The organism is Dermacoccus sp. PE3 (assembly GCF_001021715.1).
In the GTDB taxonomy this organism is placed as follows: Bacteria; Actinomycetota; Actinomycetes; order Actinomycetales; family Dermatophilaceae; genus Dermacoccus; species Dermacoccus abyssi.
Genome location: NZ_LDCM01000002.1, coordinates 1 through 14,354, shown reverse-complemented (window position 1 = coordinate 14,354; position 14,354 = coordinate 1). Strand labels below are relative to the sequence as shown.

Annotated in this window: 13 protein-coding genes; 3 read left to right on the top strand and 10 right to left on the bottom strand. The window is 67.8% G+C overall.

What is annotated here, in order from left to right; genetic code table 11:
* Nucleotides 1-13: 13 nt before the first annotated feature.
* A complete protein-coding gene (gene pgm / locus AA983_RS05585) occupies nucleotides 14-1,657 on the top strand; it encodes a phosphoglucomutase (alpha-D-glucose-1,6-bisphosphate-dependent) (protein ID WP_047311309.1) in 1,644 nt (547 codons plus the stop codon).
* A 153-nt stretch (nucleotides 1,658-1,810) separates the two neighbouring features.
* Here pgm and AA983_RS05580 read toward each other — a convergent pair whose 3' ends face one another.
* The 3 genes from AA983_RS05580 to AA983_RS05570 all read right to left on the bottom strand — a co-directional run bounded on the left by AA983_RS05580 (nucleotide 1,811) and on the right by AA983_RS05570 (nucleotide 5,294).
* Nucleotides 1,811-2,875 (bottom strand): co-chaperone YbbN, encoded by a 1,065-nt coding sequence (locus AA983_RS05580; protein WP_047311308.1) that lies wholly within the window; start codon nucleotides 2,873-2,875, stop codon nucleotides 1,811-1,813.
* A gap of 99 nt (nucleotides 2,876-2,974) precedes the next feature.
* Complete coding sequence (locus AA983_RS05575; RefSeq protein WP_082128744.1) at nucleotides 2,975-4,741, bottom strand: methylmalonyl-CoA mutase; 1,767 nt, start codon at nucleotides 4,739-4,741, stop codon at nucleotides 2,975-2,977.
* 28 nt (nucleotides 4,742-4,769) lie between these two features.
* Nucleotides 4,770-5,294, bottom strand: a complete 525-nt coding sequence (locus AA983_RS05570; protein ID WP_047311307.1) for an N-acetyltransferase — start codon at nucleotides 5,292-5,294, stop codon at nucleotides 4,770-4,772.
* A gap of 288 nt (nucleotides 5,295-5,582) precedes the next feature.
* Between AA983_RS05570 and AA983_RS15460 the strand changes: the two genes are divergently transcribed.
* Complete coding sequence (locus AA983_RS15460; protein ID WP_156170231.1) at nucleotides 5,583-5,723, top strand: hypothetical protein; 141 nt, start codon at nucleotides 5,583-5,585, stop codon at nucleotides 5,721-5,723.
* Between the two features lie 38 nt (nucleotides 5,724-5,761).
* On the opposite strand, the gene AA983_RS05565 is transcribed toward AA983_RS15460, so the two are convergent.
* From AA983_RS05565 to AA983_RS05550, 4 genes are all read right to left on the bottom strand, one after another.
* Complete coding sequence (locus AA983_RS05565; RefSeq protein WP_047311642.1) at nucleotides 5,762-6,067, bottom strand: thiamine-binding protein; 306 nt, start codon at nucleotides 6,065-6,067, stop codon at nucleotides 5,762-5,764.
* A 99-nt stretch (nucleotides 6,068-6,166) separates the two neighbouring features.
* The gene (locus AA983_RS05560; RefSeq protein ID WP_047311306.1) at nucleotides 6,167-7,876 is read right to left on the bottom strand and encodes an FAD-dependent oxidoreductase; all 1,710 of its coding nucleotides are present in this window, start codon (nucleotides 7,874-7,876) and stop codon (nucleotides 6,167-6,169) included.
* Nucleotides 7,877-8,027: 151 nt separating this feature from the next.
* Nucleotides 8,028-8,978 (bottom strand): methylmalonyl Co-A mutase-associated GTPase MeaB, encoded by a 951-nt coding sequence (gene meaB, locus AA983_RS05555; RefSeq protein WP_231579544.1) that lies wholly within the window; start codon nucleotides 8,976-8,978, stop codon nucleotides 8,028-8,030.
* Nucleotides 8,979-8,984: 6 nt separating this feature from the next.
* Nucleotides 8,985-10,184 carry an acetyl-CoA C-acetyltransferase gene (locus AA983_RS05550; protein ID WP_047311305.1) on the bottom strand — a complete coding sequence of 400 codons (1,200 nt, stop codon included), beginning with the start codon at nucleotides 10,182-10,184 and terminating at the stop codon, nucleotides 8,985-8,987.
* Between the two features lie 70 nt (nucleotides 10,185-10,254).
* Between AA983_RS05550 and mce the strand changes: the two genes are divergently transcribed.
* Entirely contained in the window at nucleotides 10,255-10,704 is a 450-nt protein-coding gene (mce, locus tag AA983_RS05545) for a methylmalonyl-CoA epimerase (protein ID WP_047311304.1), read from the top strand.
* Between the two features lie 684 nt (nucleotides 10,705-11,388).
* On the opposite strand, the gene AA983_RS05540 is transcribed toward mce, so the two are convergent.
* Genes AA983_RS05540 through AA983_RS05530 form a run of 3 tightly spaced genes read right to left on the bottom strand, consistent with a single transcriptional unit; the run spans nucleotide 11,389 to nucleotide 14,208 of the window.
* A complete protein-coding gene (locus AA983_RS05540) occupies nucleotides 11,389-12,207 on the bottom strand; it encodes an AAA family ATPase (RefSeq protein ID WP_047311303.1) in 819 nt (272 codons plus the stop codon).
* A complete protein-coding gene (locus tag AA983_RS05535) occupies nucleotides 12,204-13,604 on the bottom strand; it encodes a Mu transposase C-terminal domain-containing protein (RefSeq protein ID WP_156170228.1) in 1,401 nt (466 codons plus the stop codon). The genes AA983_RS05540 and AA983_RS05535 overlap by 4 nt, the downstream gene beginning before the upstream one ends.
* Before the next feature lies 1 nt (nucleotide 13,605).
* Complete coding sequence (locus AA983_RS05530; protein ID WP_047311302.1) at nucleotides 13,606-14,208, bottom strand: recombinase family protein; 603 nt, start codon at nucleotides 14,206-14,208, stop codon at nucleotides 13,606-13,608.
* Nucleotides 14,209-14,354: the final 146 nt, after the last annotated feature.

The window sequence follows — 14,354 nt, the reverse complement described above, 5'->3', positions numbered from 1 at the left end:
GCAGGATGAAGGCATGAGCAACCGCGCGGGCCAGTTGGCCGAACCTCGTGACCTGATCGACGTCCCCCACCTCGTCACGGCGTACTACACGCTGACGCCCGACCCTGAGAACGTCGACCAGCAGGTGGCGTTCGGCACGTCGGGGCACCGCGGTTCGAGCCTCAAGACCGCGTTCAACGAGGCGCACATCCTCGCGACGACGCAGGCGATCGTCGACTACCGCCGCTCGCAGGGCTTCGACGGCCCGTTGTTCCTCGGCCGCGACACCCACGCGCTGTCCGAGCCTGCGTGGGCGAGTGCACTCGAGGTGCTCGTCGCGAACGACGTCACGGTGCTCGTCGACCACCGTGACGGCTACACGCCGACGCCCGCCGTCAGCCACGCCATCCTGCGCGCGAACAAGGGCAAGGATCTGACGAACGGATCCGGCCTGGCCGACGGCATCGTCGTCACGCCGTCACACAACCCGCCGGCCGACGGTGGCTTCAAGTACAACCCGCCGCACGGTGGGCCGGCCGACTCGGATGCCACGAAGGTCATCGCGGCACGCGCCAACGAGTACATCCGTGGTGGGCTCTCCGGTGTCAAGCGGGTGGCCTTCTCGAAGGCGTCAGAGAAGGCGCAGAAGTACGACTTCCTCGGTACGTACGTCGACGACCTGCCCAACGTCGTCGATCTGGCGGCGATCAAGCACGCCGGCGTGAGGATCGGCGCCGACCCGCTCGGCGGCGCTGCCGTCGCCTACTGGGGCGAGATCGCCGAACGGCACGGGCTCGATCTCACGGTCGTCAATCCTCTCGTGGACCCGACGTGGCGCTTCATGACGCTCGACTGGGACGAGAAGATCCGCATGGACTGCTCCTCCCCCAACGCCATGGCCTCCCTCATCGCCCAGCGCGAGAAGTACGACATCGCAACCGGCAACGATGCCGACTCCGACCGCCACGGCATCGTCACGCCCGACGCCGGCCTGATGAACCCGAACCACTACCTCGCCGTCGCGATCCAGTACCTCTACGGCGGCGCGCGCCCGCAGTGGGGCGAAGGATTCATCGGCAAGACGCTCGTGAGCAGCTCGATGATCGACCGTGTGGCCGACGACCTCGGCCGCAAGCTCGTCGAGGTGCCCGTCGGCTTCAAGTGGTTCGTGCCCGGCCTGCTCGACGGCTCGGGCCCCTTCGGCGGTGAGGAGTCGGCCGGGGCGTCGTTCGTCCGCGTCGACGGCTCCGTGTGGACCACGGACAAGGACGGCATCCTGCTCGCCCTGCTCGCGTCGGAGATCAAGGCGACAACGGGCAAATCCCCGTCGGAGCTCTACGGCGAACTGACAGCGAAGCACGGCGCCCCCGCCTACGCCCGCGTGGACGCACCCGCATCGCGTGAGGAAAAGGCAAAGCTCGGCGCACTGACGCCCGACGCCGTCGCCGCGGACACGCTCGCCGGCGAGTCGATCACGGCGAAGCTGACGGAGGCGCCGGGCAACGGTGCGAAGATCGGGGGCCTCAAGGTCGTCACCGACAGCGCCTGGTTCGCGGCGCGCCCCTCGGGCACCGAGGACGTGTACAAGATCTACGCCGAATCGTTCAAGGGCGAGGAGCACCTCGCCCAGGTGCAGGCCGAAGCCCGCGACGTGGTGTCAGCAGCGCTCGGAAGCTGACTCTCGCGGATTCATACGTCGCACCTGGCATGACCGCACGAATGGTGGGTGTGTGGTGATCTCCCTCACCAGACCCCCACCATTTGTGCAGTACAGGACCGGTCTACGAATAGTGCCACTGTTTCCCTCCATGCAAGCGCAATCCCGCTGTCGTCAGTACAGCGCAGACATCAGCGCGGTGCGGGCCTTGTTGACGCGTGGGTCGGTCGACCCGACGACGTCGAAAAGCTCGATGAGGTGCTCGCGCACCGTGGTGCGCTCGTCGTCACGCGTGGCTTTGACGACATCGATGAGGCGCGCGAAAGCGTCCTCGACGTGCCCGCCGAGCAGGTCGAGGTCCGCGACGGTCATCTGCGCTTCGATGTCGGCCGGATTCGACGCCGCAGCCTCGCGCGCAGCGTTGAGATCGGCACCCTGGGTGCGCTGCATGAGCTTGACCTGACCGCGGGCCAGGCGAGCTTCCTCGTCCTTCGGATTCTGTTCGAGGGCCTGGTCGAAGGCTGCGAGCGCCCCCTCGTAGTCGCCCTTCTCAATAGCGTCGTACGCCAACTGGTGAAGCGGCGGCAGTTCCGGCTCGGCTTCGTCCGCGCCTTCGTCAGTGTCGCTTGTAGGCGCAGCGTTCGGGTCGTACCCCTGCACACGCCCCGTCACGCCGTTCTGCACGGCGATCTGGACGATCTGGCCGAGAATCTCGTCAGCCATGGCGTCCTCGACGACGGGCGGAATCGGGATCGGCTGGCCCTGCACGAAGGCCGCCGCGAGGATCTGACCGGGCTGTCCCTGCTGCGCAGCCTGCTGTGACAGCTGCGCGAAGACCTGCCCGATCTCGGGGCTGTCGTCGAGATCCGCCACACCGAGGAGAACGCGTCCCTCCTGCTTGCGGACGGCGCGGGCAAGAACGTCGATCGGCTGCTGCGACGCAGGCTGCGAGCGCGCCCAGATCGCCACGATGACGGGGTGCGCAACCGACTGTTGAGCGAGGGCCTGGAAGTTGTCCGTCGTGACGTCGACGACCAGCCCGTCGTGACGGAACGTGTCGGCAGCCTGCGCATCAGGCGACGCCGCAGGCGCCTCAGCGGCGCCCGGCAGAGGCGCCGACGTAGCGCCGGAGGTGTCGCTCGTCCGAGCGGCACCCGCAGGAGCGCCCACCGGCTTCTTCAGGGAGGAAAGGTCGACGGCACCGCGCAGTGACGCGGCGTTCAGCGGCTGATTCGTCATACCGGCATTCTTGCAGGAACACGTGGTTCGTACCTACCTCGGGCGCACCAGCGACGGAGGTCCGTTCGGTGTGCCACAGTGCCACCGTGGGCGGCTCGACTAGAACGCGGCAGGCTCTCGGTACTCGCCCCACAGCTCCTTGAGAGCCCCACAGATCTCGCCGAGGGTCGCCTCGGCGCGGGCCGCCTCGAGCATCGGCTCGATGAGGTTGGCGTCGGTCTTCGCCGCCGCCACGAGGGCGTCGAGCTTCTCCTGCACGACGGCGCCGTCGCGTCCGGCCTTGCGCTCCTTGAGTGACGCGACCTGGTCGCGCTCGACCTCGTGGCTGATGCGCAGGATCTCCAGCGGCTTGGCGTTCGTCTCCATGTGAGCGTTGACGCCGACGATGCGCTTGTCGCCCTTCTCCAGCGCCTGCTGGTAGCGGAAGGACGAATCGGCGATGTTGCCGGTGAACCACGCCTCCTCGATACCGCGCAGCAGACCACTTGTCATCGGCCCCACCTCGTGGCGAACCGCGCCGTCCTCGTCACGCGGTGCACCTGCCTCCCCGAGGTCACGGATCTGAGCGAAGATCTTCTCGGCCTCGGCCTCGATCTTGTCGGTGAGTGCCTCGACGTACCACGAGCCGCCGAGCGGGTCGGCGACGTTCGTGACGCCGGTCTCCTCCATGAGCACCTGTTGCGTACGCAGCGCGATCTCGGCCGACTCGTCCGTCGGCAGCGCCAGCGTCTCGTCGAGGGCATTCGTGTGGAGCGAGTTCGTTCCGCCGAGCACGGCGGAAAGCGCCTCCACCGCGGTGCGGACGACGTTGTTGATCGGCTGCTGCGCCGTGAGGGAGACACCCGCCGTCTGCGTGTGGAACCGCATCCACATCGCCTTCTCGGACGTGGCGCCGTACTCCTCCTTCATCCAACGCGCCCAGATACGGCGGGCCGCACGGAACTTCGCGATCTCCTCGAAGAAGTCGACGTGGGCATCGAAGAAGAACGACAGGCCGGGCGCGAACGTGTTGACGTCGAGACCACGCGAGAGACCGAGCTCGACGTAGCCGAACCCGTCGGCCAGCGTGTAGGCCAGTTCCTGCGCGGCCGTCGCTCCCGCCTCGCGGATGTGGTAACCCGAGACCGAGAGCGGCTTGTAGGCCGGCATGTTCGCGGTGGTGTACTCCATGAGGTCGCCGATGAGGCGCAGATGCGGCTCCGGAGCGAAGAGCCACTCCTTCTGCGCGATGTACTCCTTGAAGATGTCCGTCTGCAACGTTCCGTTCAACGTGCCGATGTCGACACCCTGACGCTCCGCCGCGACGACGTACATGCAGAACATCGGAGCCGCAGGGCCGGAGATGGTCATCGACGTCGTGACGTCGCCGAGCGGAATGGAGTCGAAGAGGATCTCCATGTCGGCGACGGAGTCGATGGCGACACCGCAGTGGCCGACCTCGCCGAGGGAGAGTTCCTCGTCGGAGTCGCGTCCCATGAGCGTCGGCATGTCGAATGCGACGGAGAGACCGCCACCGCCGCGGCCGAGGATCATCCGGTAGCGCTCGTTGGTCTGCTTCGCGTTGCCGAAGCCGGCGAACTGACGGATCGTCCAGGGGCGCCCGCGGTACCCGGTCGAGTGCAGACCACGCGTGTACGGGTACTCACCCGGCCACCCGATCCGTGGGTCGACCTCACCGTCGGTGGGGCCGTAGACGGGGTCGACCTCCTCGCCCGAGAGGGTCGTGAAGTCGGCGTCGCGCACGAGACCCTTCGCGACGGCGTCGTCATAACGCTTCTGCCAGGCGCTGCGTCCGGTGCTCGGGGTGGTGGCACCGCCGTCCGCGCCGCTGCCGTGGGATGTGTCGGCATCGATGTAGGCGTTCATGGCGACCACGGTACGCCACGAGTGTGACCTACTTCACGGTAGTTGGGCGCGTCATCCGCAGATCGCGGTTGCCCTCGTCGTCCTGTTCCCTCCTGACGCCGTCGATATCGAAACCGTGGCGGCGGTAGAACGCAATGGCGCGCTCATTGCCCTCGACCACCCACAGGTAAGCGGGCCGATCCGCCAGCTCGAGCCTCATGAGTTCCTGGGCGACGCCCGTCCCCTGGTGCTCGCGGGCGAGGTTGAGCACCCAGAGCTCCGTGGGCGCGGGAGCGTCCTCGTCGCGCGCCTGCCCGACGGTGATCCATCCAGCCAGGGCACCCGTGGCGCGTTCGATCGCCCCGACGACTCGGGGTGAGTCGTCACCACCGAGGATCTGGCGCCACTTCACGGTGGAGCGCTCGACGTCGAGGGCATCGAGAGCCGCCTGTGCCATGAGTCCCGGGTAGGTCTCGCGCCAGACGCGGATGTGCACGGCCGCGATGTCCGCGGCGTCGTCAGCCGTAAGACGGCGGATGGCGTAGCGATCAGCGACGGCGCAGTAGTCGTTCATGGCAGAACGCTAACGTCTCAACCCCTGACGAAAGAGCTTGCATCCACTCACGCGAGGGGCGTTGCCTGGCGACATGACGAGTGATCTGCGCACGACATTGCGCGAAAGGCTGACGTCAGCCATGCGAATGCGCGACTGCGATACCACGAACGTTCCGGGTTCTACGCTGGCAGCGATCGACAATGCCGAGGCCGTACCGCTCACGAAGCGCGGAGTCCGATCGGGCGAGTTGCCCGACATCGGCGTCGGCTCGACAGAGGCCGAACGGTGTGACTCACCTCACGCGATGTGCTCGACATCGTCCAGCACGAGATCGACGAACTCTCCCGGGCCGCAAGTCTTCTCGGCTACGGTCAGCCGGAGTCGGTCGCGCGGTTGCGGCATCAGGCCGCCATCCTCACGGTGGTTCTCGCGAAGGCGGGCCACTGACGCCCGGGAGCTTGGCGCACACCACGCGCGACGAGGTGTCACTCGCCCGTGAGTCGCTCCTCGACGCGCGCGACCTTGGCGTCGAGTTGGCCGGTGAAACCGGGCCGGATGTCAGCCTTGAGCACGAGTGAGACCCGGGGCGAAACGGCTCCGACGGCTTCGCAGGCCCGCTTCACGACGTCCAAGCACTCGTCCCACTCCCCCTCGAGGGTCGTGAACATCGCGTCGGTGCGGTTCGGGATGCCCGACTCACGCACCACGCGGATGGCTGCGGCCACCGCCTCACTGACGGAACCGTCCGGGTCGTCCGTCGTCGACGGTGCGACGGAGAAAGCGACGAGCATCATGATCTCCTCGAAGGTGATGGGACCGATGCAGTCAGGTTCGCACGTCGGCCACCCCGCGCGGCGTGCGACGAGCGTCGCGTCTTGGGCCCGGCAGGATCAGCTCGCGCAGGCGTCCGGGTCGCAGGTCCCCGTCACGACGGCCTCGAGCCAGTGGTGAACGAGCGTCACGGCCCCCGCGCCCTCACCCGACGCCGCGGCGACGCGCTTCATCGACCCGGCGCGGATGTCGCCTGCGGCGAACACGCCAGGCACGCTCGTCGCGAGCGCTTCCGGGGGCAGCCCGTCACGCCAGAACTCCTGCGGCACGTCACGACCGGTGAGCACGAAACCCTTGGCGTCACGCGCCACGGTGCCGTCGAGCCAGTCGACGCACGGGTGCGCGCCGAGCAGGAGGAACAGCCCGCAGGCAGGAACCGTCAGCTCCTGGTCCTTCTCGTTGAAGCGGATCGTCACGTGCTGCAGCCGATCGGTGCCGCTCGCCCCGACGATCTCCGCATTCGTCTTGACGACGATTCGCGGGTTCGCCTCGATCTCGCGGATGAGGTAGTCAGACATCGTCTCCGCGAGCCCGTCGCGACGCACGACGATGCTTACGGAGCGCGCGAAGCGTGAGAGGTGGATGGCGGCCTGGCCCGCCGAGTTGCCGCCGCCGACGACGAGGACGTGCCCGCCCTCGCACTCGCGGGCAGCCGACGACGCCGCGCCGTAGTACACGCCGCGTCCGACGAAGCCTTCGACCTCCTCGACGCCGAGGCGACGGTAGGCCACGCCCGTCGAGATGAGAACGGCGCGCGCGCGGACCGGCCCGTCGTCGGTCTCGAGCACGTGCGGTTCGCCGCGATAGCCGGGCGTGAAACCGGTGACCTCGGTGGCCGAGTAGATGCCCGCGCCGAACCGGGTGGCCTGGAACCGCGCGCGCTGCGCGAGGCGCATGCCCGAGATGCCGCGGGGAAAGCCCAGGTAGTTGCGGATCATCGAGCTCGTGCCGGCCTGGCCGCCCACGGCATCGGCCTCGATGACGGCTGTGCTCAGCCCCTCGCTCGCGCCGTACACCGCGGCAGCGAGGCCGGCCGGGCCCGCACCGACGATCGCAAGGTCGACGACGTGGCCCTCGCCCAACTCGTCGACGGTGGCGCCGAAGGCGCGCCCGAGCACACGGACGTCAGGGTTGGCGTGAACCTCGCGCTCGGCGATGCGCACGAGCGGATAGGCGATCTCGATGCCCTGCGAACGCGCCATCTCGAGCGTCTTGGCTGCGTGCGGAGCCTCCGGCGGCCAGACCCCCATCGGGATGCCCTGGCGGTCGAGGAAGTCGCGCAGCACCCCGACGTTGGGGTCGCCTGGGGGCGCCACGATGTTGACGAGCTCGATCTCGGGGCCACCCGCCGACCACCCCCAGTCCGAGAGCAACTCGGTGACGGCGGTGTGAAACTCCTCGTCGCGCGGGCCGCTCGGCAGCAGGAGTGCGGCCTCGATCTGGCCGCTGATCTGCGCGACGCGCTGCTCCTCCACCGCCCACGGTTCGCTGCGCAGGCGCACCATGACCCGCTTGGCCGCCGGCATGACGGCATGCAGGCACTGCAGCGTGACGAGGCCCGTCGCGTCGCCCACCTGCGTCGTCGCGGCGAACATCGCGACCGGGATGCCGCGCGCGTTGAGGCCCTGCGCCATCGTCATCGATTCGCTGAGCGTCGTGGCGAGTTGCAGGTCGTACTCGGCAGCGTAGCGGTGGGCGAATTCGTCCCGCATCTCTTCGGCGTGCTCAGCGGCCGCGATGAGCATGATGACGGGCGTACGAGGCTTCATCCTCCAAGTCTAGGCACCGGCGCCGACAACCCCGGTATTCCGCGGAATCAGAGCTGATACCGGCAGGCGACGCACGTCAGAACTCGCTTTGGAGACGCCTCGCCGCCATGGGCTCTCGCGCGGTTTCGGACGCGCATCGAGCCCCTCACCCTCAACCCGCGACGGCCTGCGCCGCGGCGTAGGGGTCCAGAACCCCTCGAGCGACAGCCTCAGCGAGATCGTCGAGCTTCACCTCGGCGTTGGGGCGTTCCCAGCGCTCGCGCAGTCGCCGCACCGCCAGCTCTTCGATCTCGCCCGCGGCCCGACGTCGGCGGCGCACGCTCAGCTCGTCGTGCTCGAGCATCCACGCCCGGTGTGCCTCGACGGCCGCGACGACGTCCTCGACTCCCTGCGCCTTCTCGGCCACCGTGGAGACGACCTCCGGGCGCCACTCACCGGGTTCACCCGACATGCCGAGCGAGATCATGTGCCGCAGATCGCGCACCGTCGCTGGCGCACCGTCCCGGTCGGCCTTGTTGACGACGAAGAGATCACCGATCTCCAGGACGCCGGCCTTCGCGGCCTGGATGGAATCTCCGGCACCGGGCGCGAGCAGGACGATCGTCGTGTCCGCGAGGCCCGCGATATGCACTTCCGACTGTCCGACGCCCACGGTCTCCACGAGCACGATGTCGAAGCCTGCTGCGTCGAGCACCCGCAGGGCCGCCGGAGCGGCGGCCGCGAGACCACCGAGGTGGCCGCGCGTCGCCATCGAGCGGACGAACACGCCCTCATCACCTGAGTGGCCGACCATCCGGATTCGGTCGCCCAGCAGAGCTCCTCCGGAGAACGGCGAACTCGGGTCGACCGCAAGGACGGCCACCGTCTTGCCGTCCTTGCGGTAGGCCTCGACGAGCGCGTTCGTCGACGTCGACTTACCGACCCCGGGCGGCCCCGTGAGACCGATGATCTGCGCCTCGCCCGTGTGCGGCGCGATGGCTGCTCCGATCTCCTCGAGCTTGGGGTGTCCGTTCTCGACGCAGGTCAGCAGCCGCGCGAGCGCACGCCTGCTGCCGTCGCGCATCTGCGCGACGAGCTGGGGCACGTCGATCTCGCGCGGCACGGCTGATCAGCCTTCCGCGGCCACGCGCAGGACGAGCGCGTCACCCTGTCCCCCGCCACCGCAGAGCGCAGCGGCGCCGACACCGCCGCCACGTCGCTTGAGCTCATGCGCGAGCGTGAGAACGAGACGGGCTCCGGACATGCCGATCGGGTGGCCCATGGCAATGGCGCCGCCGTTCGGGTTGACCTTCTCCGGATCCAGGCCGAGTTCCTTGGTGGACGCGAGGCCGACGGCCGCGAACGCCTCGTTGATCTCGACGACGTCGAGGTCGGTGGGCGCGAGACCGTCCTTCTCGCAGGCAGCCGCGATGGCACGCGCGGGCTGGCTCTGCAGCGTGGAGTCGGGCCCGGCGACCACACCGTGCGCACCGATCTCGGCGAGGATCTCCAGGCCCAGCTCTTCCGCCTTGGCCTTGCTCATGACCACGAGCGCCGCGGCACCGTCGCTGATCTGAGAAGCCGAACCGGCCGTGATCGTGCCGTCCTTGCTGAAGGCGGGGCGCAGCTTGCCGAGCGACTCGGCCGTCGTGTCGGCCCGCACACCCTCGTCGTTCTTGAACTGCACGGGCTCGCCCTTGCGCTGCGGGATCTCGACGGAGACGACCTCGTCGTCGAAGTAGCCCTTCTGCCAGGCAGCTGCAGCCTTCTGGTGCGACGCCGCGGAGAAGGCGTCCTGCTCCTCGCGGCTGAACTGCGCATCACCGCAGTTGGCCTGCTCCGTGAGGTTGCCCATGGCCTGGTCGGTGAAGGCGTCCCACAGACCGTCGTAGGCCATGTGGTCGCGCATCGACACGTCGCCGTACTTGAAGCCTTCACGGGACTTCTCGAGAAGGTGCGGCGCCTGGGTCATGGACTCCTGACCACCGGCCACGACGACGTCGAACTCACCGGCGCGGATGAGCTGCGCGGCGAGCGCCACCGCGTCGAGACCCGAGAGGCAGACCTTGTTGATTGTCAGGGCGGGCACGCTCATCGGGATGCCGCCCTTGACCGCGGCCTGACGGGCCGGGATCTGGCCGGCGCCGGCGGTGAGCACCTGACCCATGATGACGTAGTCGACCTGATCGCCCGTGACGCCGGCCTTCTCGAGGGCCCCCTTGATGGCGATCCCGCCAAGATCGGAGCCCGAGAAACCCTTGAGCGAGCCGAGCAGGCGACCCATGGGGGTACGGGCACCCCCGACGATGACGGCGGTGGTGTCGGTCATATCTTCCTCCACATTGAGTTAATCGTCATTAACCAAAGACGCTGTTTCCAGCAAACCATATGGTGGGGTCATGACCGGCTCTTTCACGCATTTGTTCGAGGCGATCGACCACGTCGGCATCGCGGTGGTCGACCTCGACGACGCGATCGCCTTCTATCGCGACACGTACGGCATGACGCTCGCTCACGAGGAGACCAACGAGGAGCAGGGTGTGCGTGAGGCAATGATGAGCGTCGGCCCGGCCGATGCCCCGCACAGCCACATCCAGCTGCTCGCGCCGCTGTCGCCGGAGTCGAGCATCGCGAAGTTCCTCGACCGCTCCGGCCCCGGCATGCAGCAACTCGCCTACCGCGTCGCAGACCTTGACGCGGTGAGCGCGACGCTGCGCGAGCGCGGCATGCGGTTGCTCTACGACGCGCCGAAGATCGGCACCGGCGGCAGCCGCATCAACTTCATCCACCCCAAGGATGCCGGCGGCGTGCTCGTCGAACTCGTCGAGCCGGCGGCTGAAGGACACTGAGGCAGCCCATCGTTTCTACCCCAAGGCTCGGCGTCGTATCAAAAACGTTCGTTTGAGCTACCTCGCGCATCCATTGGACGTGACGGCTAGCGGCGCTCGGCACAATGGGTCTGTGACAAGCGATCCGGCATCCAACACCCCAGACCTCAACCGGTACCACCATCGGGTTGCCACGTTGTCTCGGGATGGCCGCGTGTGTGCCTACCTTGGTTGCGAGGTCGGGGCCATGTGGAACGGACGCCCATGGCCCTTCTTTCTAATGGCATGGCCCGATGGCTCGACTGAACCCCCCGAAGAGGACTACGGTCCGGACTGGCCACTCCTCAGAGAGCTCGAGAGCGGAATTTTCGTGGCAGTCGCTCACCCTTCGGAGCGCAGGCAGCGATCGTTTCTTGGTTTACGCCTAGGCTCGATCGTGACGCGTTGGCCTGACGAGGTGCCCTACGCCGTCACCTGGCTCGGAGCTAAAGACTCCGAAGTGGCCTGGGCAAAGCTCGGACTGAAGTGGGGCGGCTAAACGGCCGGCTGTGCCGAAGCCCTCACTTGCGCAGGGTGAGCAAAACGGTCGTTTTTGATGCCGCTGGGGGATGTCCCAACTGACGGCAACGCCTGAGCTCATCGCTAAGGGTGTGACTTTCGCTGTTGAATGGCGGTGTTCTGTCGATGCTCAGTGGCGGTCTTTGTTCAGGTGGTGCCGATGACGAGGGTGCTGGCGGCGGCTTCGATGACGTCGTTGGTGATGGTGTCGAGCTCGTTGATCTTCAGGACGCGCTCGATCTGCGGGAAGAGCCGCTCCAGCAGTCGGAAGTTCCCGCGGGTGATGCGGGTGATGGAAGCGATGGCTTGCGCGTCGGTGAAGTCCTCGGGGTCGAGGGTCTTGCCCAGGGAGCGCCAGTGGCGCTGGAGGACGAACAGCAGCTCGTCCGTGCCCAGGGGCCGGTATTGGTGGGCGAAGCCGACACGACTGTAGAACTGCGGGTAGTGGCTGAACTGCTTCTCCAGGCCGGGCATGCCGATCAGGATCGAGGCGATGTTGTCGCGGTCGTAGCGATCGCGCAACAGCTCCAGCGCGGTGGGGCGGAGCCGTTCGGACTCATCGACGATGACCAGCTGCACGTGGTTCCTGCCGTGCCGTCGGCCCCACGTCTGCGGGGTGATCTGACCGACTGCCTCCAGATGCTGCTCGATGCAGATATTGGTGCGGGTGATCGCCTGGTCGAGTTCATCCTTCAGCACCCGTGGGGTGGTGAGCACGCTGGGGGTGTAGAGCACGGTACGACTCCGAGCGAGGGCGGCGTAGATCTTGGCGTCGCTGTCGGCGCGCGGACCCCAATAGGTCAGCAGGTCATAGGCCTTCTCCCAGTGGGCGTAGCGGCGCGCGGAGAGTGTCTTGCCCACCCCGGCCGGTCCGAAGCACAGACCGATGGTGTGGCCGCGGCGGACAGCGTCGGCGAACTCGGTGAAGCGGCGGTGCTCTTTGGTCACGATGAAGCGCTGGCTCACCTCAAGTCCTCCTTGTAGACTTTCAGCTTCCGCTTCGGTGCTGGGGCTGGCGGCTCGGCTGTCGATGGCGTCTCAGTGGTGTGCGCGGCTACGACGGCAATGCGTTCATTGATGCCTTGGCGCAGGGCGCGACGGCGCGCGTTGCGGGCAGCCTGGATCTCCTTGAGACTGATCTTCTCGTCGTGATGGTCCTGGTTGACGGCCTTGCACAGGAACTCGTCGTGGTCGAACACGCGGATCTCAGTGATATCGCGCGGGTCGTAGCGGATCACCACCGGCCGTCCGACGTAGCCGGCCAGTGTCGGGGAGACGTAGCGCAGCCCCTGGAAGCGGATGCCATCACGGCGCACCACCCGGGACTGGGCGACCGTGAGCAGCAGCCCGTCGAGGTCTTCCAGGCTCTCGGGCATGCGCGGCAGCCAGCCCTCGGCGATCCACGCGGTGCGCGGCGAGGCGCCGAGCTCGCTGTGGGTCCGGTCGTTGTAGGTGGCCACGAACCCCTCCACCGCGCTGTCGAGCTCGGCCAGGGACAGCTTCGGCGTCGGCGCGGGATGGCCCTCGGTGATGTGGCCGGGCAGGTCAGCGAGAAGCTCGGTGTTGACGGTGCCGAAGAACCGCTCGATCTTGCCCCGGCCCTGGGGACGGGCGACGGTGGAGTGGATCAGCCGGATGTGCAGGTCAACAGCGGTGCCGGCGAGGTGGCGGCTGATGAAGTCACTGCCGTGGTCGACATAGAGCACGTCCGGCAGCCCGCACATCGGCCACGCGGGGTCGCTCTTCTGCCAGATAGCCTGCCGCAGCGCCAGGGCGGTGTTCATCGCGGACGGCGCACCCAGGAAGACGGTGTAGCCGCAGATCGCGCGGGAGCAGTCATCGAGGATCGTCGTCAGCCAGGGGCGGACTGGTTTGCCGTCGGTGCCCACCACGAGAATGTCGAGCAGCGTGTGGTCACTTTGCCACATCGCATTCGGTTGCTCGGCGTGCCGGCGCAGCACCAGTTCGTGCTTGTCCCGGTAGGACGCCGCGCCCTCCAGGGCTAGGGTGACCATGCCCGGATCGAGGGCACCCGCGATCGAGCGGACCACCCCGTAGGAAGGCACCGGCCACCCTCGGGTACCGCAGATGTCGGTGACCTTGCGGTGGATCGTGGCGATCGCGGGCCGGGGCTTGCTGAGCGCCAGGCCCTCGATCAACCGCACGAGCTCCCCGGGCAGATGGTGGGCGCCGGCGTCCGAGCGCTGGCCTGTCTCCAGGCCCGCGTACCCGTCGGCACGGTAGCGGGCGTGCCAGCGCTCCAGGGAGCGCAGGCTGATCCCGGTCTCCCGGGCCAGGGCGCTCAGCGGGATACCGTCCTCGACGTGCAGCCGCAGGATGCGCCACCGCGCCGGCCCGTCCACCTCACACCTGCTCGGCGACGGCCTCGCGGGCACGGGCCGCCTGCCGATGGCGATAGAGCGTCGCCCGGGACCAGCCGACGAGTCGGGCGGCGTCCTCGGCGGTGCGGCCCTTCGCGCGGGCATCGCTCGCGATTTCGAGCTTCTCCGCGATCACGGCCGGGTCGACCGGGGGTCGGCCGAAGCGGGTGCCGTTCTGCTTCGCCGCGGCGATCCCCGCATTGACGCGTTCGGTGATCAGCTCGCGCTCATACTCGGCCAGGGTCGCGAGCATGCCCAGCATCATCCGGCCCGATGTCGTCTCCGGGTCGATCCCGTCCGAGACCGATCTGATCTTCACGCCCTGGCCGCGCAGCAGCGTGACCGTATTCAGGACGTCGAGCAGGGACCGGCCCAGCCGGTCGATGCGCCACACCACCACCGTGTCGCCGTCCTCGGCGTAGTCCAGCAGACGTTTCATCCCCGGTCGCTCGATCGCGGTCCGGCTACCCGAGGTCACATCGGAGAACACGTCCCGCTTCTGCACCCCGCCCTCCACCAGCGCATCGACTTGCAGCTGCGCGTCCTGCGTCGCCGTGCTCACCCGCGTATATCCCAGAAGCCTCATACCCCCAGCATGGTGCAGAAAGTCCTGGAAGTCACCGCCTTGAGGCACTTTCCGTCGAGACGACTTCGCAAGACAATCCCGAGAGCGCGTTCACGCAGGAAGCGAACCTGAGGCCGACCACCCGCTGAAAGTCTCATAAACCTGTA

Bases quoted from the DNA above. Each gene is read 5' to 3' on its own strand.
- pgm (WP_047311309.1), top strand. From the start codon at position 14: ATGAGCAACCGCGCGGGCCAGTTGGCCGAACCTCGTGACCTGATCGAC.
- AA983_RS05580 (WP_047311308.1), bottom strand. From the start codon at position 2,875: ATGACGAATCAGCCGCTGAACGCCGCGTCACTGCGCGGTGCCGTCGAC.
- AA983_RS05575 (WP_082128744.1), bottom strand. From the start codon at position 4,741: ATGAACGCCTACATCGATGCCGACACATCCCACGGCAGCGGCGCGGAC.
- AA983_RS05570 (WP_047311307.1), bottom strand. From the start codon at position 5,294: ATGAACGACTACTGCGCCGTCGCTGATCGCTACGCCATCCGCCGTCTT.
- AA983_RS05565 (WP_047311642.1), bottom strand. From the start codon at position 6,067: ATGCTCGTCGCTTTCTCCGTCGCACCGTCGACGACGGACGACCCGGAC.
- AA983_RS05560 (WP_047311306.1), bottom strand. From the start codon at position 7,876: ATGAAGCCTCGTACGCCCGTCATCATGCTCATCGCGGCCGCTGAGCAC.
- AA983_RS05550 (WP_047311305.1), bottom strand. From the start codon at position 10,184: ATGACCGACACCACCGCCGTCATCGTCGGGGGTGCCCGTACCCCCATG.
- mce (WP_047311304.1), top strand. From the start codon at position 10,255: ATGACCGGCTCTTTCACGCATTTGTTCGAGGCGATCGACCACGTCGGC.
- AA983_RS05530 (WP_047311302.1), bottom strand. From the start codon at position 14,208: ATGAGGCTTCTGGGATATACGCGGGTGAGCACGGCGACGCAGGACGCG.